General features: G+C 56.5%; 24 protein-coding genes. 17 read left to right on the top strand and 7 right to left on the bottom strand.

Annotation, left to right across the window (positions count from 1 at the left end; genetic code table 11):
• Positions 1-31: 31 nt before the first annotated feature.
• From M7R55_RS10765 to tnpB, 3 genes are all read right to left on the bottom strand, one after another.
• Positions 32-553 (bottom strand): hypothetical protein, encoded by a 522-nt coding sequence (locus M7R55_RS10765; RefSeq protein WP_297456933.1) that lies wholly within the window; start codon positions 551-553, stop codon positions 32-34.
• Positions 550-2,088: an IS66 family transposase gene (locus tag M7R55_RS10760; RefSeq protein ID WP_297505115.1), complete on the bottom strand. Its 1,539-nt coding sequence runs from the start codon at positions 2,086-2,088 to the stop codon at positions 550-552. The genes M7R55_RS10765 and M7R55_RS10760 overlap by 4 nt, the downstream gene beginning before the upstream one ends.
• Before the next feature lie 70 nt (positions 2,089-2,158).
• Positions 2,159-2,494: an IS66 family insertion sequence element accessory protein TnpB gene (gene tnpB / locus M7R55_RS10755; RefSeq protein ID WP_297456927.1), complete on the bottom strand. Its 336-nt coding sequence runs from the start codon at positions 2,492-2,494 to the stop codon at positions 2,159-2,161.
• A 316-nt stretch (positions 2,495-2,810) separates the two neighbouring features.
• Here tnpB and M7R55_RS10750 point away from each other — a divergent pair, with 316 nt between their 5' ends.
• From M7R55_RS10750 to M7R55_RS10735, 4 genes are read left to right on the top strand one after another with little or no spacing between them, the layout of a single operon-like run.
• Complete coding sequence (locus M7R55_RS10750; protein ID WP_298220417.1) at positions 2,811-3,251, top strand: hypothetical protein; 441 nt, start codon at positions 2,811-2,813, stop codon at positions 3,249-3,251.
• The gene (gene nrtS, locus M7R55_RS10745; RefSeq protein ID WP_298220415.1) at positions 3,244-3,492 is read left to right on the top strand and encodes a nitrate/nitrite transporter NrtS; all 249 of its coding nucleotides are present in this window, start codon (positions 3,244-3,246) and stop codon (positions 3,490-3,492) included. Before M7R55_RS10750 ends, nrtS begins: the two co-directional genes overlap by 8 nt.
• Complete coding sequence (locus tag M7R55_RS10740; RefSeq protein ID WP_298220412.1) at positions 3,464-4,099, top strand: RNA polymerase factor sigma-70; 636 nt, start codon at positions 3,464-3,466, stop codon at positions 4,097-4,099. The genes nrtS and M7R55_RS10740 overlap by 29 nt, the downstream gene beginning before the upstream one ends.
• Positions 4,083-4,301 carry a zf-HC2 domain-containing protein gene (locus tag M7R55_RS10735; RefSeq protein ID WP_298220410.1) on the top strand — a complete coding sequence of 73 codons (219 nt, stop codon included), beginning with the start codon at positions 4,083-4,085 and terminating at the stop codon, positions 4,299-4,301. The genes M7R55_RS10740 and M7R55_RS10735 overlap by 17 nt, the downstream gene beginning before the upstream one ends.
• Positions 4,302-4,358: 57 nt before the next feature.
• Here the strand turns inward: M7R55_RS10735 and M7R55_RS10730 are convergent, their stop codons facing one another.
• Positions 4,359-4,805 (bottom strand): MarR family winged helix-turn-helix transcriptional regulator, encoded by a 447-nt coding sequence (locus tag M7R55_RS10730; protein WP_298220408.1) that lies wholly within the window; start codon positions 4,803-4,805, stop codon positions 4,359-4,361.
• Positions 4,806-4,955: 150 nt separating this feature from the next.
• On the opposite strand from M7R55_RS10730, the gene M7R55_RS10725 reads away from it, so the two are divergent.
• Positions 4,956-5,384, top strand: coding sequence for a hypothetical protein (locus M7R55_RS10725; protein ID WP_298220406.1), 429 nt, complete (start codon positions 4,956-4,958; stop codon positions 5,382-5,384).
• 187 nt (positions 5,385-5,571) lie between these two features.
• Here the strand turns inward: M7R55_RS10725 and M7R55_RS10720 are convergent, their stop codons facing one another.
• Positions 5,572-6,336, bottom strand: a complete 765-nt coding sequence (locus tag M7R55_RS10720) for a YiiX/YebB-like N1pC/P60 family cysteine hydrolase (protein WP_298220405.1) — start codon at positions 6,334-6,336, stop codon at positions 5,572-5,574.
• 10 nt (positions 6,337-6,346) lie between these two features.
• The gene (gene grxC, locus M7R55_RS10715) at positions 6,347-6,604 is read right to left on the bottom strand and encodes a glutaredoxin 3 (RefSeq protein ID WP_298220404.1); all 258 of its coding nucleotides are present in this window, start codon (positions 6,602-6,604) and stop codon (positions 6,347-6,349) included.
• Between the two features lie 197 nt (positions 6,605-6,801).
• Between grxC and arsS the strand changes: the two genes are divergently transcribed.
• From arsS to M7R55_RS10675, 8 genes are all read left to right on the top strand, one after another.
• Entirely contained in the window at positions 6,802-7,803 is a 1,002-nt protein-coding gene (arsS, locus tag M7R55_RS10710) for an arsenosugar biosynthesis radical SAM (seleno)protein ArsS (RefSeq protein ID WP_298220403.1), read from the top strand.
• A complete protein-coding gene (locus tag M7R55_RS10705; protein WP_298220402.1) occupies positions 7,800-8,354 on the top strand; it encodes a redoxin family protein in 555 nt (184 codons plus the stop codon). Before arsS ends, M7R55_RS10705 begins: the two co-directional genes overlap by 4 nt.
• The gene (locus M7R55_RS10700) at positions 8,351-10,501 is read left to right on the top strand and encodes an FAD-dependent oxidoreductase (protein WP_298220401.1); all 2,151 of its coding nucleotides are present in this window, start codon (positions 8,351-8,353) and stop codon (positions 10,499-10,501) included. Before M7R55_RS10705 ends, M7R55_RS10700 begins: the two co-directional genes overlap by 4 nt.
• Before the next feature lies 1 nt (position 10,502).
• A complete protein-coding gene (locus M7R55_RS10695; RefSeq protein WP_298220400.1) occupies positions 10,503-11,174 on the top strand; it encodes a TIGR04283 family arsenosugar biosynthesis glycosyltransferase in 672 nt (223 codons plus the stop codon).
• Complete coding sequence (locus M7R55_RS10690) at positions 11,171-11,791, top strand: TIGR04282 family arsenosugar biosynthesis glycosyltransferase (protein ID WP_298220399.1); 621 nt, start codon at positions 11,171-11,173, stop codon at positions 11,789-11,791. The genes M7R55_RS10695 and M7R55_RS10690 overlap by 4 nt, the downstream gene beginning before the upstream one ends.
• Positions 11,778-12,518 carry a DUF3047 domain-containing protein gene (locus M7R55_RS10685; RefSeq protein WP_298220398.1) on the top strand — a complete coding sequence of 247 codons (741 nt, stop codon included), beginning with the start codon at positions 11,778-11,780 and terminating at the stop codon, positions 12,516-12,518. Before M7R55_RS10690 ends, M7R55_RS10685 begins: the two co-directional genes overlap by 14 nt.
• A 216-nt stretch (positions 12,519-12,734) precedes the next feature.
• Positions 12,735-15,137, top strand: a complete 2,403-nt coding sequence (locus M7R55_RS10680) for a heavy metal translocating P-type ATPase (RefSeq protein ID WP_298220397.1) — start codon at positions 12,735-12,737, stop codon at positions 15,135-15,137.
• A gap of 42 nt (positions 15,138-15,179) precedes the next feature.
• Positions 15,180-15,407 (top strand): SHOCT domain-containing protein, encoded by a 228-nt coding sequence (locus M7R55_RS10675; RefSeq protein ID WP_298220396.1) that lies wholly within the window; start codon positions 15,180-15,182, stop codon positions 15,405-15,407.
• A gap of 192 nt (positions 15,408-15,599) precedes the next feature.
• Here M7R55_RS10675 and merR read toward each other — a convergent pair whose 3' ends face one another.
• The gene (gene merR, locus M7R55_RS10670) at positions 15,600-16,022 is read right to left on the bottom strand and encodes an Hg(II)-responsive transcriptional regulator (protein ID WP_298220395.1); all 423 of its coding nucleotides are present in this window, start codon (positions 16,020-16,022) and stop codon (positions 15,600-15,602) included.
• A gap of 70 nt (positions 16,023-16,092) precedes the next feature.
• Here merR and merT point away from each other — a divergent pair, with 70 nt between their 5' ends.
• The 4 genes from merT to merA all read left to right on the top strand — a co-directional run.
• Complete coding sequence (gene merT / locus M7R55_RS10665) at positions 16,093-16,443, top strand: mercuric ion transporter MerT (RefSeq protein ID WP_298220394.1); 351 nt, start codon at positions 16,093-16,095, stop codon at positions 16,441-16,443.
• Between the two features lie 12 nt (positions 16,444-16,455).
• On the top strand, positions 16,456-16,755 hold the full coding sequence (gene merP, locus M7R55_RS10660) for a mercury resistance system periplasmic binding protein MerP (RefSeq protein WP_298220393.1): 300 nt from the start codon (positions 16,456-16,458) through the stop codon (positions 16,753-16,755).
• Complete coding sequence (merF, locus tag M7R55_RS10655) at positions 16,752-17,003, top strand: mercury resistance system transport protein MerF (protein WP_298220392.1); 252 nt, start codon at positions 16,752-16,754, stop codon at positions 17,001-17,003. Before merP ends, merF begins: the two co-directional genes overlap by 4 nt.
• Positions 17,000-18,540 (top strand): mercury(II) reductase (gene merA / locus M7R55_RS10650; RefSeq protein ID WP_298220391.1); only part of this gene is annotated, 1,541 nt, incomplete at its 3' end. The genes merF and merA, both read left to right, overlap by 4 nt.

Here is an 18,540-nt window from a genome sequence, read left to right as displayed (position 1 = left end):
GTAAGCGTCCGACCAGACCACCTTGCTGATTTCAGCGGGAGATGATTTCGCCGTGAATGGTGGTTGAATCCCCATCGACGATTCTGTGCAGTAGGGCATAGGGAACGCGCCACCGTTGATTTTGAGAGACGATCGTCACGGTTTTATCGTTGATGCGAATGATCTTACCGCTTCGCAGGCGCTGTTCGCGGTCAAGGAATCCGACGATATCGCCCACCGCCACTTCCTGGCGACTGAGGCCCCGATCTGGGTTATCACGAATCGCTGCATCAATGCCCCCCAGGTTGATCGAGGTATAGGGCATGAGCCACCGTTGCGAAGTGTCCAGACGCTGGAGCAGAACCGTCTTCTGCCTCAATTCCAGCACCCGACCTGTGCATAGACGATTGTCCTTTTCATCGAAGTATTCAACCTGTTGCCCGACATGAAGCACCCTGCGAATGGCAATGATCCATTTGGGATCGCACAGCATCCGGTCAATAGCCGCGCTCAGACGATACAGTTCAAATCCCGAAGCCCGTTTCAACGCCTCAAGTACTTCAGTAAAGTTCATGATGCCACTTCCTTGCAGGCGGCAAACGGCAGCAATTCGTCAATGCGGCTGTTGGGCCATGCCGGAAGTTTCTCCAGGGTATCTTTCAGCCAGGCGTAAGGATCCAGTCCGTTAAGTTTGGCCGTGGCCAGGAGACTTTGGATAGCCGCTGCTCTCTGACCTGCCAACTCGGAACCGGCGTACAACCAGTTTTTCTTGCCAATGGCGATGGGACGAATCCCATTCTCGATGCGGTTATTGTCGATGGGCAGATGTCCTGCTGTGGCATAGCGCGCCAAGGCTTCCCATCGTTTCAGGCTGTAGTCCATGGCCCGTGCCATCCCCGATCCGTCCGCCACGGTACGCCGTTGGGCTATGAGCCACTCACGGAAACTCTCAAGCATGGGTTGCGCCTTCTCCTGGCGCAGAATGCGCCGTTCCTCCATGCTCAAGTCCTCGGCCTCGCGCTCGACGCCGTACAGTTTCGCGAACCACGCCATGGCTTGGGTTGACAGGGCTGTCGGGTGATCCGTGTGCAAGTCAAAGAACTTGCGCCGTGCATGAGCCATACACCCCAACTCCACCACCCCGGTCTTGAACAAGGCGTTATACCCTGCGTAGTTATCCACCATGAGGTGTCCCTTCCAGCCCTCCAGGAATTCCTGGGCATAAACCCCGCTTCTTCCGCCCCGGTAATCAAATACCAGTATCGGAGGGCCGGTATCCCATGAACTGCTACAGTATGCCCATAAATAGGCGCGCTTGGTCTTCCCTCGTCCGGGGTCCAGTTGTGCCACCGGGGTCTCGTCGGCATGCAGGACTTCCCGTTCCAGGAGCAATTCCCGCAATCGATCCACCAAGGGGCGTAAGGCCACCCCGGTTCTTCCTACCCACTCCGCCAGAGTGGAGCGAGCCAGCGGAACACCAGAACGGGCAGCAATTTGTTCCATGCGATACAAGGGGAGGTGGTCCACATATTTACCGATGAGTAACCAGGTCAACACCCCCGGAGTCGCCATCCCCCCATCGATGATTGCCGCAGGAACCGGCGCTGCTTCCACCGTTTCGCAATGACGACAAGCATATTGGGGGCGAATATGTCTCTGCACAAAGAACTTGGCAGGCTCCACATCCAGTTGTTCGGTGACGTCTTCTCCAATCTTGACCAGAGCAGTGCCGCAGGATCCACAGGTACAGGATTCGGGTTCATGGCGAATTTCTACGCGAGGAAGTTCCGGAGGTAGTGGGTTGCGTCCCTTGTGGTTCTTCTTCGAGGTGGGAGCGGGTTTGGCCCCCAACTGTTCGAGTTCAGCCTCGACCGCCTCGATATCGGCAGTGAGGGTTTCGTCGAACAAATCCATCTGCACGGATGCCTTGAGTTCTTCGCTTCGTTGACCGAAGCGGAAACGCTTGAGCCGAGCCAACTCATGGGATAGACGCTGGATATGCGCTTCCTTGTACTTGATTTCCTGAGTGAGCCGACCCAGCAGGGTTTTAACCTGCCCAGACACCTCGGGAGAGGCATTGAGAAACTCGATTTCTTCGTTCAAATTCATGGCGTTATTGTACCATGACGCGCCCTGAAATGGGCTGTTTTTATAGGGATTTCGGTGGGATTTTCTCTTGTTACACCCGCCATTCCGGGTGTGGAGCCGCCCCCACTCGCGTCCAGTCAACTCCCGTAATTAACCACCGCCATTGATCTCTCGTCAATACGAGGACGGCCTCTCCTTCCCGTGGCCAGACAAACAAACCCCGATGCAAACGGCGCTGGCATAACCACACCCCGTTGCCATCCCAGACCAGCAATTTGAGCCGACTACTGCGCCGATTGCGGAAGGCATAGGCCGTTCCATCACAGGGGGAACGGCCCAGAGCCTCCTGAACCAACCCCGACAAACGGTCGATTCCCGCCCTCATGTCCACCGGCTCCCACACCAACCAGACCTGATGAATATCCATCACAGGGCGCGCAATACTTCAGCCACCCAGGATGCTGGTGTCCCCGCCGGAAAAATGCATTGCCATCCCCGTGGACCACGAATCACCAGATCTCCCGCACCCTCCGGCATGCGCACCGACACCAGGGTTAATTCCGCTTTCTTCTCCCGAAAGACCCGAACTGACCAGTACCTAAAACTGGCAAAGGAAATTCCCTCTCGTTCGCAGTAAGCCTTCTGGCTCAACCCACTATCCTTCCACCCCCTCAACCGCTCTTCCCATTCTTCCCGTCGCGTCTTCCTTTCCATGCCTTGGCTCCACTGTGTAAAATCACAGCGTGCCAGACTCCTTTACCTCAAAACAGGTGGATCGGCCGGACGCATACCCTCCGCGCTGGTTGCAGACGTCTCATCTGGCACTGGATGAGCATGGTTACATCAGCGTTGATGCAGGTCATCAAAGCATCTCGCACCCCAATGTGTTTGCCGCTGGCGACGTGTGTGCCCGAACCGATATCATCATGGCTCGCTCCGGAGTGCATGCTGTGTTTGCAGGGCCGGTCGTGGCGCATAACCTGATCGCCAGTATCACTGGCGGCAAGTTCATCCGTTATCGCCCACGTAAACGTTCCCTGTATTTGATGGCAACCGGCCCCAAGCATGCAATTGCATCGTGGGGGCCATTGAGTGCGGCGGGCAACTGGGTGTGGTGGTGGAAGAACCGGATAGACCGCAGATTTATGAATAAACATGGCAGCGGGGACGCTCGGCATGCTTAAACTGATGCAGGCATCCCTGTCATGGTGCATCGTCAAGAATTCGCTCAAGATCGCCCTGGTAGTGGGTACGCTCCTTAATTTGATCAATCAGGGCGAAAGTCTGCTGCATAGCGATAAAATTTCCTGGTTCCATTTTCTGTTGAATTATCTGGTACCGTATTGCGTGGCAAGCTACAGTGCGGCGATGAACGAAATTGGAAGAAGAGGAATTGATGGCGAACGATCAGAATCTGCAGAATGAAACAGGCAGCCAATATGACATATTGACCGACGGCGTATTCCTTGAAGACATTCGCAGACAAATGCTCAAGTTCGCCACCCTGCAGCTGGGCGACAGTTTCCAGGCCGAAGATGCAGTACAGGAAGCATTGATCGGGGCATTGAAAAACGCCGCTTCGTTTGGAGGGCGTGCCGCGCTTAAGACCTGGATTTTCGCGATCCTTAAAAACAAAATTGCCGATACCTTGCGCCAAAAACAGCGCTCGGTGAATGTCAGTAGCCTGCAGCGCGAGGAAGACGAGGATGAGGATTTCTCCGAATTATTCGATAGCAAAGGCTTCTGGCAACCTGAAGAACGCCCTGTTGCCTGGGGTAATCCGGAAGCGTCTTTGCGTGAAGGCCAATTCTGGGTTGTGTTTGAAGCGTGCCTGGAAGGACTGCCGCCGAAGCAAGCGCGGGTATTCATGATGCGGGAATTCATCGAACTGGATGCCGACGAAATCTGTGCCGAGGTGAATTTGTCCACGAGCAATTTGCATGTCCTGCTTCACCGTTCGCGCCTTCGCTTGCGTGAATGTATCGAGAATAAATGGTATTTGGAAGGAGAAAAGAATGTTAAATTGTCATGACGCTACGCGCCTGATGTCCGAGTCGCAAGAACGCCCCTTATCGATGATCGAACGCATGTCGCTGAAACTGCATTTGATGATGTGCACAGGTTGCAGCAACTTCAAGGAGCAGATGGGCTCGATCAGGTTGATGACGCGTACTTTTGCCAAGGGTAAGAACGGGCAGGAAAAAAGTAGCCGTTTCGGGTTGAATGGAGATTGATAGCCAGGCACCGTAGAGCATCAATCAGACGACTGGTATCCGAATTGAAATTATCTTCTATTTTTTCTTCACAACTATTGGTACGCCCCAATCTTTTTCAAGTATTCTCCTCATGCTGGCCACATTGCCGTTACCAATGCGTATCGATAGCTGTTTTTCAATTTCAGAAAATGACCTCAAAGCGACAGCAACAATTTCTTTACCTTGATTAGTCAGAACGACAGTTCTAGCGCTAGCATTAGTTGGATCAATGTCAGTTTTCAACAATTTCAAGCGTTCCAACTCTTTAACACTTTTCTGTGTGGCCTGTCTTGAGATTCCCAATCGTCGAGCCAACTCCGAAATACGAATACCTCCCTCACCTAAGTAAGCCATTAACATCGACTGTGAGCGGCTTAATTTAGGCCAGCCCTGTTCTTTTAATGACGCCAAGAGGCTTTCATCAAACCAATCGAAAGATTGCAACAACAATTGTCCCATCGGGGTAATTGCAAGTTTTTTCATAATATATAGTGTAAATAAGGTTGACACTATTGGCAAGGCATTTTATAGTGACAACTCGATTGACACAGTTGGGGGAATTAAAGTGATAACTTTTCAGATGTATATATTTGCAAAACTCAAACCATGTGTAGTGTCTGAATGGAGAAAATCATGCTGAAGTGGTTTCTTCCTCTGATCACTGGCTACGTGGTCACAAATATGATAGCGACAACGCTTGCAATTGGAATCCTGCAACCATTCGTGTCTGGAATGTTTGGGTCATTCATTAGAACAGACGCAGACGGTTTAGCTTTTGTGCCGTTGCTTGCAGGCTATTTGGTAATTACCGTTGTATTAGTTTGGCTAGTGCCGCGAGTAAGAAGCGGGTGCTCTGGTTGGTTACATGGTGCAGTGGTAGGTCTTGCACTAGGAGCTGCGGTTTTTTTGGGAGATCACTTAGTCACAGCTGGTTGGTCGAAGATTCCAGAATTACCGATGTTTCTGTCTGGCCTCATCGATTCTTTGGCGGTAATGACTGGTGGTATTGTGATAGCTGTTGTGCAGCAGTGGCAAACTACAGGGAAGGTTACACGCATTTAAACCAATTCATATAAAACTGGGTTACGCACTTGCGTAGCCCTGATTGAGCACATGTAAAGAGAGTCTTCTGTTCAGTTTATCAACCCTATTGCCTTTCCATGTTCTGCTGCATCTCGGCGCCTGCCCTTCAGCTTGTTCCGGTTTCTGGCAATGAAAATATATCCCGCATGTCCGCGATGGTTCTCTCTCAGCTAGCAATATCTTCCCACTTAAAATCCCTGAAGTTGAATCCACTCACCTGCGCAGGTTTGATGATCTGGAAGTAGGGCGACACGTCAAAATCCTTGGGCGTGAACAGGCTGTGGTGGCGTATCTTGTAGATCTCCTCGATGCACCCCGGGCAATCCGGACTATCCGCACTGCGGGTGGAAACGATAGGCAGAATGGGATAGCGCACTGACTGGAATGTTTGCGCGATCAGTGTTGAACAGATCGCCCTGGTCGGGTCGCCGCTGCCGAGCGACAGCATGCGGCGCCTGAACCGTGCGGGTACCGGTGGGTTCGGCAGGAAATAGCGGGCAAGATCCAGCACGTTGCGCAGATCGTATTGGTCGCCGATACGGCGGATGGCGAATTCGGCCACCTGTCTGCAATCGGCTGCGCTCAGCCCGAAGGGACGACAGACGCGGGTGTTCAGATTGGCGAATCCCTCTATGCCCACGCTGCGCACGCCTTCCACCATATCCGCTTCGATAAAGCAATGCGCGGGGTTGCCGCCTGCCTGAGCGAGATAATCGCCGACATAGATGGCGGCATGCGACCAGGTCGATTGCGTCAGAAACTTGATGGCCGCACTGACCCTGCTGTTCCCCTCCACCAACAACACATCGCCGGGCTGCAGACACGCCAGCAGGCGGGTGGGCGTGCTGACAGGTTCCGCGCTGTGTATGTGTTGCGGTCGCGTCAGCGTGGCCGCCAGTTTTCTGCCGAGCAGGGAGAGGGCGGTTCCCATGCTCGCTTCACTAGCTGTTCAGCAGGGGATCGAGCTTGCCTGCATTTTCCAGCGCGGCCATGTCGTCGTAGCCGCCCACATGGGTATCGCCGATATACATCTGCGGGACGGTGCGGCGGCGCGTGCGCTCTATCATCTTTTCCAGCGCTGACGGATCCTGGTCGATCCTGATCTTGATTAGGGCCGTAACGCCCTTGCGCTGCAACAACTGCTCGGCGCGGATGCAATACGGGCAGGTGACGGTGCTGTACATGGTGACGGTGTTCATCGCATTTCTCCTGTTTCGGTTGGGGCGTTGCAGACGCAATGTCCGTTGGGTAATTAGTCGTGGTCGCCTTGTTTTTCTTACATCGCAGCCTTGTGCGGGCATTCGCCAGGGCGAGTGTAAGGAATCGGCGACCGCCGCGACTAACGGGCATGAGCGCATTGCGGACACGCAGTGCGGAACAACCGGACGTAAATAACATGCATGCCACTCTGCCTTTGCTGCAAGCCACAGAATTCCCCGCGTTGCGTCGCCACGCGCTGGAGATCCTGCAGGTCAACGTCGGTTACAAGTGCAACATGAGCTGCCAGCATTGCCATGTGAATGCCGGTCCCAATCGCACCGAAATGATGGATGCGGAGACGTTGGCGCTGATACCGCAGGTGCTGGCAGCACGCGATCTGCATACGCTGGATCTGACCGGCGGCGCGCCGGAACTGCACGCTGGGTTCCGCGATCTGGTGCGTGCGGCACGGGCTCAGGGGCGCAAGGTCATCAACCGCTGCAACCTGACCATCCTGTTTGAGCCGGGGCAGGAGGATCTGGCGGAGTTCCTGGCAGAGCAGCGGGTCGAGATCGTGGCTTCGCTGCCGTGCTATTCGCTGGACAACGTGGACAAGCAGCGCGGCAAGGGCACGTACGACAAGAGCATCCTCGCGCTGCAAAAACTCAACGCGCTGGGGTACGGAATTCCCGGTAGCGGGCTGGTACTGAATCTGGTATTCAATCCGCAGGGCGCCTCGCTGCCGCCGGACCAGTCCGCGCTGCAGGCCGATTACCAGCGCGAACTGTTCGATCACTTCGGTATTGTGTTCAACCAATTGCTGGCCATCGCCAACATGCCTATCCAGCGCTTCGGTTCGATGCTGATCTCCAAAGGCCAGTTCAACGACTACATGCGCCTGCTGCACGAGAACTTCGCCGCCGCCAATCTCGACACCGTGATGTGCCGCAACTTGGTCAGCGTTGACTGGCAGGGTTTTCTGTACGACTGTGATTTCAATCAGCAACTGGGCTTGCCCTTGCCCGGTATGGGCCGCCCCCATCTTCGCGACTTATTACATCAAGAACTGCAAGGTCACGCCATCTGCGTCGCCGACCACTGCTACGGCTGCACGGCTGGGCAGGGCAGCAGTTGCAGCGGCGCCAGTAAAGCGGTCATCAGGGAGGAATCACAACTGCAGATGGAGGTCGCAAAATGAAGCTTCTCGCTCCGGTAAAGACGCCGCAGATTTCACTGGTCGATATTTACGGGCAGCCCGTTCAAATCGGCAAAGGACGCAGGCTGTTGCTGTCGCTGTTCCGCGAAGCGACCTGCCCGTTCTGCAATTTCAGGGTGTACGACCTGACCAACAACTATCCCGGCCTGTCGAATATGGGGCTGGATATCGCGGTGGTGTTCAAGTCGGACCGTGAGGACGTGCTCAAATTCATCGCCAAGCGCCCGCGTCCTTTTCTCATGATCGCCGATCCTGAAGGGATTGCGCATGAAGCGTTTGCGGTGAACACATCTATGTGGAGCAAGATCAAGGCCATGCTGCTGCATCCGTTCGCCATGATGAAGGGTATGGGCATGGTGGGCATGCGCGGCATGGCGACCGGCAATCTGATGCCAGCGGACTTCTTGATTGACGAAACGGGTACAGTCGTCGAAACCTATTACGGTGTGGATGCCGGAGACCACATCCCGATGGAGCGTATCGAGTTGTTCGCGGCACGCGGTTTGGCGTCCAAGCTCGAAAGCAAGATATGAAGAAGCTTGCGATTGTTGTCGCGATCATCTTGCTGGTACTGGGTTTCTTTGCTTTGGGGTTGGATCGTTACCTGTCGCTGGAATCGTTAAAACAAAGCCAGAGCGATTTCATTGCGCTCAAGATGCAATCGCCCTGGTTGGTCGCGAGCGCCGGTTTCGCCCTGTATGTCATTGCAGCCGCCCTGTCCCTGCCGGGTGCACTGGTGATGACCCTGGCTATGGGTGCGCTGTTCGGCCTAGGCATGGGCACGTTGCTGGTGTCATTCGCCTCCAGCCTTGGTGCGACGCTGGCCTTTCTTGCCTCGCGCTTCGTGCTCCGCGATGCGGTGCAACAGCGTTTCGGCGACAAGCTCAAAGCCATCAACGAAGGGGTTTCCCGAGATGGCGCGTTGTACCTGTTCACACTGCGCATGGTGCCGATTTTCCCGTTCTTCCTCATCAACCTGCTGATGGGTCTGACGCCGATGCGCACCCGCACTTTCTATTGGGTGAGTCAGGTCGGCATGTTGGCCGGGACGCTGGTGTTTGTGAATGCGGGCACGCAGCTGGCCGCTTTGCAAAGCCTGTCCGGCATTCTTTCGCCCGGCCTGTTGTTGTCTTTTGCTTTGCTAGGAGTGTTCCCCATGGTCGCCAAAAGAATCACCGCTTGGCTGCAACGCCGCCGCATGTATGCCAAATGGCAACGCCCCGCCAACTTCGACCGAAACCTGATCGTCATCGGAGGCGGTGCGGCGGGGCTGGTGTCTGCCTATATTGGGGCAGCGGTCAAAGCCAAAGTCACCTTGATCGAAACGCACAAGATGGGCGGCGATTGCTTGAACTACGGCTGCGTGCCGAGCAAGGCGCTGATCAAAAGCGCCAAACTCGCCAACCAGATCCGGCACGGGGAACACTACGGCTTGAACGCGGGCGCACCCGAATTCAGTTTCCGTAAAGTGATGGCGCGTGTGCATGAGGTGATTCACACAGTCGCTCCGCATGACAGTGTGGAGCGCTACACCGGACTGGGAGTGGAAGTCCTGCAGGGCTATGCGCGCATCACCAACCCGTGGACGGTCGAAATCAGTTTCGACGATGGTACGACGCAGAAGCTCACTACACGCAGCATCGTCATCGCGACAGGTGCGCGTCCTTTTGTGCCGCCGTTGCCGGGGTTGGAGGAAGTGGGCTATGTCACCAGCGATACGCTGTGGTCCACCTTCGCCGAACTGGATGCCGCCCCCAGGCGTCTGGTGGTGCTCGGCGGCGGCCCCATCGGCTGCGAACTGGCGCAGAGTTTCGCGCGGCTGGGGTCGGGCGTGACGCTGATCGAGATGGCACCACGCGTCATGATCCGCGAGGACGTGGAAGTCTCGGAAATGGCACGGGCATCACTGGTTGCCGACGGCGTGGAAGTATTGACCGATCACAAGGCGGTGCGTTGCGAGAAGGAGGGCGAGCACAAATTCATCGTGGTGGAACACGATGGCCAGTCGCGCCGCGTCGAATTCGATGCACTGATCTGTGCAGTGGGCCGCAGCGCGCGCCTGAAGGGCTTCGGGCTGGAAGAACTGGGTATACCTGTTCAGCGTACCGTCACCACCAACGATTATCTGGAAACGTTGTATCCCAACATCTACGCGGCGGGCGATGTGGCAGGGCCGTACCAATTCACCCATACCGCCGCGCATCAGGCCTGGTATGCCGCGGTCAATGCTCTGTTCGGCGACTTCAAGCGCTTCAAAGTGGACTATTCGGTCATCCCCTGGGCGACCTTCATCGAACCGGAAGTGGCGCGCGTCGGCTTAAACGAGCAGGATGCGCGCGATCAGAAAGTAGCCTATGAGGTTACCCAGTACGGTATCGACGATCTCGACCGCGCCGTCGCTGACGGGACTGCACACGGCTTCGTCAAAGTGCTCACGGTGCCGGGCAAAGACAAGATACTGGGCGTCACCATCGTGGGAGAACACGCGGGCGATCTGTTGGCGGAATTCGTGCTGGCGATGAAGCACGGGCTGGGATTGAACAAGATACTCGGCACCATCCATACCTATCCAACGCTGGCAGAAGCCAACAAATATGCTGCCGGTGAATGGAAGCGCGCGCATGCGCCGCAGAGCGTGCTGCGCTGGCTGGAGAAATATCATGCGTGGAAGCGGGGCTGACATGGAACTATCCATCATCGTACCCGTACTGAATGAAGCCACTCAGTTGCCGGAACTGTTTGCGCACTTGCTGCCTTTTCGGCGTGCCGGTTGCGAGATCATCTTTGCCGATGGCGGAAGTGCCGACAGTTCGGCCATGCTTGCCGAGGTGGCCGGTTTCACCGTGGTAAAGTCAGCGCGCGGCAGGGCGCGCCAGATGAACGCCGGTGCCGCGCGGGCCAACGGCAAGGTGCTGTTGTTCCTGCACGCCGATACACGCTTGCCCGAGGGTGCGATACAACATATCACGCAGTCGCTGGCAGGTGCCAAAAGCTGGGGAAGATTCGACGTGTGCATCACGGGAAAGCCGTTCATGTTGCGTGTGGTTGGAACGCTGATGAACTGGCGCTCGCGATTGACCGGGATCGCCACCGGAGATCAGGCGATATTCGTGCGGCGTATCGTGTTCGAACGACTGCGTGGTTATTCCGATCAGCCACTGATGGAGGATGTGGATCTGTGTAAGCGGCTGTTGAGTTTTTCGCGTCCAGCCTGCATCACCCATTGTGCGAGCACTTCCGGAAGGCGCTGGGAGACGCGTGGCGTCTGGCGCACGATTTTCCTGATGTGGCGTTTGCGCTGGGAATATTGGCGCGGTGCCGATGCGGCGGCATTGGCGAGGTTATATCGATGAAATCCGCTCGCATCATCATATTTGCCAAAGCACCCAGGCCCGGATTGGCCAAGACACGCCTGATCCCGGCGCTTGGGGCAGAAGGAGCGGCAGAGCTCGCGCAGCGAATGCTTGTGCATACGGTGAATGAGGCCCTTGCCGCAAATGTCGGCGTAGTCGAGTTGTGCGTCACCCCGACCGTCGATGCTGCCTGGAGCGATATTGAATTGCCGGCAGGTATCGAGATTTCAGACCAGGGTGAAGGCGACCTAGGTGCACGGATGGCTCGCGCTGCGGCCAGAGCGCTAAATAAGGGCGAAGCCGTCTTGTTGGTCGGGACAGATTGCGTAGAGATGTCAGCTGATCTGCTACGTGAAGCGTGGCTTGTCTTGCATGATCGTGATGCGATCATTCATTGCACGGTCGACGGCGGTTATGCCTTGCTGGGAATCAGACAATTCAGCCCATTCCTGTTTGGCAACATGCCGTGGAGTACCGATGCTGTTGCAGGTACCACGATCGCGCGCCTCGGGCAGCTCGGTTGGTCGGTACACGTCGGTCAGATGCTGCACGATGTCGATGAGCCGCAAGACTTGAAATACATCGGTGAAAAATGGAGATCATATGTTGTTGCGTAGTGTCGCAGGTTTGGCTTTTTGTGCCGGTTCATGCGTCGTACAGGCGGGTGACTTGGCGTCCCTCGACAGTTTCAAGGAACCGTCGGCAGTCGTTCCCGCACCGTGGCAGATCGTGCAGCTCAGTAAGAAAGTGGCGCCTACCCGCTACCGGGTTGCCCGCTGGGATGGTGTGCTGGGCATCGAGGCGACCGCGGAACACAGCATGGCATTATTGGCGCGACCTGTAGAGGTTGATCTCAACCGGACCCCTGTTCTGTGCTGGCGCTGGCGCATCGATGCGCCGCTGGTCAAGGCCGACATGGCGACCAAGGCGGGCGATGACTACGCCGCCCGCGTGTATGTGTCGTTCGTCTTGCCGCCTTCCGAGATCGGCTGGATGTTGCGCAGCAAGCTTGCACTGGCGCGTGAGATCTGGGGTGATGCGGTGCCGGATGCCGCACTCAACTATGTCTGGGACAACCGTTATCCGGTCGGCACACGCAAGCCCAATGCCTACACCGATCGCACGCGCATGATTGTGGCTGAATCAGGTGCGGCAAACGCGGGGAAGTGGGTCGAGGCGAGGCATGATGTGCTGCAGGATGTGATTGCCGAATTTGGATCCGCCCAGGCACGTTTGATCCAGGTTGCCGTCGCATCCGATACCGACAACACAGGCGAGCAGGCGCATGCGGGGTTTGCCGATTTTCATCTTGTGGATAGGAATACTGCATGCTTCATTGATTAAATATACTCAATGTGAAAATGACTGAATTTTTGCGAAATTGATGGCTCCTTCAAGATTGGATTTGATCCATGTCTTGCTTGAGATAGGCTAGGAAAATCATGTCAGTGTGATATTCCTAAACCAAAACGGGAACCATGATTTTCTTGATTGGGCTTATTCGGCATTTTTCGTATAGCATAAACGGCATTGTTTACTGAAGATGAAGAGGTAAACGCCATGACGACCAAGACTACCGACCCGGTCTGCAAAATGCAGGTCACTGCAGAAGATGACACCCTGCACGCTGATTACACGAGTGAACGCTATTACTTTTGTTCGCAGCATTGTCTGGACAAATTTCAGGCAAACCCGTCCGCATACCTGAAGCCGCGGGCCGCAGCAGAGGGGCAATCCACTGCGTTGTATACTTGTCCGATGCATCCGGAAGTTCGACAAAACGGCCCCGGCAATTGCCCCAAGTGCGGCATGACGCTGGAACCCGTAGCGCCTGCCACAATCACGTCGAACGCTACCGGATACACCTGCCCCATGCATCCGGAAATAGTGCGCAACGAACCCGGCACTTGCCCGAAGTGCGGCATGGCATTGGAGCCGCGCAACGCACCATCAGAAGACAATACCGAATTGAACGACATGACGCGCCGCTTCAAGGCAAGCGTTGCACTTGCCTTGCCGGTATTCCTGATGGCAATGACATCCGACCTGGCACCTGAACTTATACCGGGTTCTGTTTCGATGGCTGTGCTGCAATGGCTGGAATTCGCGCTGGCTACCCCGGTGGTGCTTTGGGCTGGCTGGCCGATCTTCCAGCGCGGCTGGGCATCAGTCGTCAACCGCAGCCTCAACATGTTCAGCCTGATCGCGCTCGGCGTGGGCGTGGCATGGAGCTACAGCATCGTGGCGATGCTGCTGCCGGGCATCTTTCCGCCAGCGATGCGCAGCATGGGCGGAACCGTGCCAGTCTATTTCGAGGCGGCAGCCGTCATCATGGCCTTGGTACTGTTGGGCCAGGTAATGGAGTTGCGCGCGCGCAGCCAGACCAGTGCCGCCATCAAACTGCTGCTGGGGCTTGCCCCCAAATCGGCACGCATCGTGCGTAGCAATGGCAACGAAGAAGATATCCCGCTGGAACAGGTGCAGCCGGGCGACATCCTGCGCGTGCGTCCCGGCGAGAAAGTGCCGGTAGATGGCGTTGTGCTGGAAGGCGCCAGTTCGCTGGACGAATCGATGGTGACCGGCGAATCCATCCCGGTAGAAAAGACGACTGGTGCGCGATTGATCGGCGCCACCGTGAACGGCACCGGCAGCCTGTTGATGCGCGCCGAACGCGTGGGCTCCGATACTTTGCTTGCCCAGATCGTCCACATGGTCAGCGAAGCACAGCGCAGCCGCGCACCGATCCAGCGGCTGGCCGATGTCACTGCGGGCTATTTCGTACCCGCAGTCGTACTGGCCGCGCTCGCCACGCTGGCGGTATGGGGACTGTTCGGACCCGAACCTCGCCTGACGCACGCCATCGTCAACGCCGTGGCGGTGCTGATCATCGCCTGCCCTTGCGCGCTGGGGCTGGCCACGCCGATGTCCATCATGGTCGGCACCGGGCGCGGTGCGCAGGCCGGCGTACTGATCAAGAATGCCGAAGCGCTGGAGACGATGGAGAAAGTGAACACGCTGGTGGTGGACAAGACCGGCACGCTGACCGAGGGCAAACCGAAACTGACTTCCGTCATTCCGCTGGCCGGTTTCGACGAGGGCGAAGTGTTGCGGCTGGGCGCAAGCCTGGAGCGCGACAGCGAACATCCGCTGGCAGCGGCCATTGTGAAGGGTGCACAGGAAACAGGACTGTCTCTCGCCAACGTCAGCGATTTCCGTTCGATCACCGGCAAAGGCGTGACGGGCACCGTCGAGGGCCGCGCAGTCGCCTTGGGCAACCTCAAGTTATTCGAAGAGCTGGGCATTGATGCAGGCGACTCGCCTTCCTTTGCCAGGACACTGCGCAGCGACGGCCAGACGGTGATGCTGCTGGCCATCGACGGCAAGGCTGCAGGCTTGATCGGCGTGGCCGATCCGGTCAAGGCGTCCACGGCAGAGGCCATCCGCCTTTTGCATGCGGAAAATGTGCAAATCATCATGCTCACTGGCGACAACCGCGTCACCGCCGAAGCGGTGGCGAAAAAACTGGGGATCGACCGTATCGAGGCGGAAGTACTGCCCGAGCAGAAATCGGCCATCGTCAAACAACTCCAGACGCAGGGCCGCATCGTTGCGATGGCGGGCGACGGCATCAACGATGCCCCGGCACTGGCTCAGGCGCAGGTAGGCATCGCCATGGGTTCCGGCACCGACGTGGCGATGGAAAGCGCAGGCATCACCCTGATCAAAGGCGACCTGCGCGGCATCGTGCGTGCCTTGCGCCTGAGCCGCACCACCATGCGCAACATCCGGCAAAACCTGTTCTTCGCGTTCATCTACAACGTGATCGGTATCCCCGTGGCAGCGGGAGTGCTGTATCCGTTCTTCGGCCTGCTGCTCTCGCCCATCATCGCGGCGGCCGCGATGAGTTTCAGTTCGGTATCGGTCATCACGAATGCGCTGCGGCTACGCCGCGTGAAACTTTAAGCCGCGTTGCGGTTTGGAAAGGGGTAAACGATGTGGGGACATATGAGTGATTACGGCTGGGGTTGGGGCGGCATGGGGCTGGGTATGCTACTGTTCTGGGGACTGCTGATTGTCGGCATCGTGATGCTGGTGAGATGCTCTCGTAGTTCTGGCGATTGCGGTAAGGGCGGACGGGAAAAGTCCGCACTTGATCTGCTCAATGAACGCTATGCGCGCGGCGAGATCGGGCGCGAGGAATTCGAACAGAAGAAGCGCGACTTGGGAAAGTGATTCATCTTGGGTATCACTCATAATGTAAGTGAACCTGATCCAGCTTTCTGTCGCAGCAGATATCGACAGCATTTAGGATCGAGTAAATGCAGGTGTCGCCGACCTCCATTTTGTGGGCTGGAATACCCCATTCCTTCACCGGTTCATCTGACAACAATTGAGCCGTTAAACGGATAAGCCCTCTCTTGCAGTTTATGTTGCGACTCCTTTGTGCTCTTGGAGTGCGGCAATTAGAGGGCACGAGACGTTGCCTTTCTTTGTATGGCATGCAGCTACAAGCTGCGTTAGTACGGTCTCCATGCGCAACAGGACAGCCAGCTTTGCACGTATGTCGCCAAGCTTGCGCTCGGCCAGTTTGCTTGCTTCTGTGCAGCGTGTTCCATCCTCCAATTTGAGCAATTCGGCAATTTCATTCAGGCTAAAACCGAGCATTTGAGCCGACTTTATGAATTGCACCCGTGCGACATCTGACTCCCCATACCGGCGAATATTGCCGTATGCCTTGTTCGGCTCGGGGAGCAGATTTTTGCGCTGGTAAAAGCGTATGGTTTCCACATTGACACCAGCAGCCTTGGCAAAGGAGCCGATAGTCAAACTTTCAAGATTATTATTCATGTCGCTTGACTCCGTACTTGAGTACAGAGGTAACGTTACACCATCACACAAATCCTCGAAAGGATGATTTATGCCAGAACCAAAAAATGTCAGTGGCACGCTGATAGCTGGCGGGCTTGCGGCGATTCTTGCTTCAACCTGCTGCCTTGGGCCGCTGGTGTTGATAACTCTTGGTTTTAGCGGAGCCTGGATTGGCAATCTGACCGTGCTGGAGCCGTATCGCCCGATTTTCATCGGAGTGGCACTGATCGCGATGTTCTTAGCCTGGCGACGCATTTATCGGCCAGAGACTGAATGCAAGCCAGGTGAAATTTGTGCGTTGCCGCAGACCAGGCGCGCCTACAAAGTCATTTTCTGGATCGTTGCGATGCTGGTGCTCGTCGCACTGTCCTTCCCTTATCTTGCACCGTTATTTTATTGAAGGAGTAATGGCATGAAAGTCGCTCAAACACTATCAGTTATCGCGGCAATCACGATTGCTTTCACTATGTCGCCTGCCTTTGCGGCTAACAAGACCGTCACGCTTTCCATTCCGACGATGGACTGCGAAGTATGTCCGATCACCGTCAAGAAGGCGCTGAACAAAGTCAAAGGGGTGGGCAGGATTGATGTAAACCCGGAAAAGCGAATAGTCGTTGCAACCTTCGATGATGCCCAGACAAATGCCGCAGCGCTGACCGAAACAACCAAGAACGCCGGCTATCCATCCAAGGTCGTGGAGACACGTCAGTGAAAACCTCCACATTGTTGAAAACTGGCACCGTCGGGGTGATTATCTCAGCCTTGTGTTGTTTTACGCCCGTGCTGGTATTTGTTTTTGGTGCGGTCGGTTTGGCTGCCTGGATCGGTTACATCGATTACGTGTTGATGCCAGCCCTGCTGTTTTTTGTTGGTTTGATTATTTACGCGGTGAATCGAAAATCAAAGACACAGTGCGGAATAAATGCAAACTGCCAAACATCGAAAGGCGATAGATCATGAACGTCATCATCCTGCGCATTACCGGCATGACTTGCGAACATTGCGCAAATACAGTGGAAAAGGCTCTGTCCGGCGTGCCTGGTGTTGTCTCTGCCACTGTCTCCTATCATGACAAAGTTGCCGGCGTAACGGTGCGAAGCCAGATCAGTATCGATGCTCTCGTGCATGTTGTCAAAGCCAGCGGTTACAACGCCGAGATCATTGGCTCAGACGAGGTGGCAGCAGCAGGCAAAGCAGCAAAGGCCAAGCTGCACATCGCCGTCATCGGCAGTGGTGGCGCGGCGATGGCGTGCGCGCTGAAAGCAGTCGAACGTGGCGCGCGGGTGACGCTGATCGAGCGCGGCACCATCGGTGGCACTTGCGTCAACATCGGTTGCGTGCCGTCCAAAATCTTCATCCGTGGCGCCCACCTCGCGCATTTGCGTGCGGGCAGCCCGTTCGATGGCGGCATCACGGCCAGTGCGCCCGCCATCGACCGTCCGGCCTTGCTCGCGCAGCAACAGGCGCGCGTGGATGAACTGCGCCACGCCAAATATGAAGGGATACTGGAGAGCACGCAGGACATTACCCTGCTGCACGGCGAGGCCCGCTTCATGGACGGCCACACGCTGATTGTGCATTTGGGCGACGGCAGCGAGCGCGAGGTGTCGTTTGACCGCTGTCTCGTCGCGACCGGTGCCCGCGCAGCGATCCCACCGGTTCCAGGCTTGAAAGACACGCCGTACTGGACTTCGACCGAAGCATTGGTGTGCGACAGCATTCCACCACGGCTTGCCGTGATCGGCTCATCTGTCGTCGCGCTGGAACTGGCGCAAGCCTTCGCGCGACTCGGTAGTCAAATAATGATATTGGCGCGCCACACATTGTTCTTCAGTGAGGATCCGGCCATCGGCACGGCGGTGACAGAGGCGTTCCGCGCCGAAGGCATTACGGTACTGACCAATGCGCAGGCGAGTGAAGTCAGTTATGCGAATGGCGAGTTTGTGCTCAAGATGCAGAGTGGCGAACTGCGAGCCGACCAACTGCTGGTTGCAACGGGACGTTCACCGAACACCGGCAACTTGGCATTGGACCGCGCCGGTGTAGTACTCAGTCCTCAGGGCAATATCCTGATTGACGACCACATGCGCACCAGCGCGCAGGACATTTACGCCGCCGGCGATTGCACCGATCAGCCGCAGTTCGTCTATGTTGCGGCAGCCGCTGGAACGCGTGCGGCGATCAACATGACCGGCGGCGAGGCCGCCCTCGATCTTACTGCCATGCCAACCGTGATATTCACCGATCCCCAAGTGGCGACGGTGGGGATGTCCGAGGCGGAAGCGCACGGCAAAGGTATCGAGACCATTAGCCGCACGCTGTCGCTCGACAACGTGCCGCGCGCACTCGCCAACTTCGATACACGCGGCTTTATCAAACTTGTCGCAGAAGCGGGAAGCCTGCGCCTGCTGGGTGTGCAGGCTGTTACGCCGGAAGCGGGCGAGATCATCCAGACGGCGGCCATCGCCATCCGCGCGCGCATGACGGTGCAGGATTT

The sequence above is a fragment of the Halothiobacillus sp. genome (genome assembly GCF_027346185.1).
GTDB lineage: Bacteria > Pseudomonadota > Gammaproteobacteria > Halothiobacillales > Halothiobacillaceae > Halothiobacillus.
The sequence above is the reverse complement of the archived record's forward strand: the minus strand, read 5'-3'. Positions and strand labels throughout refer to the sequence as shown.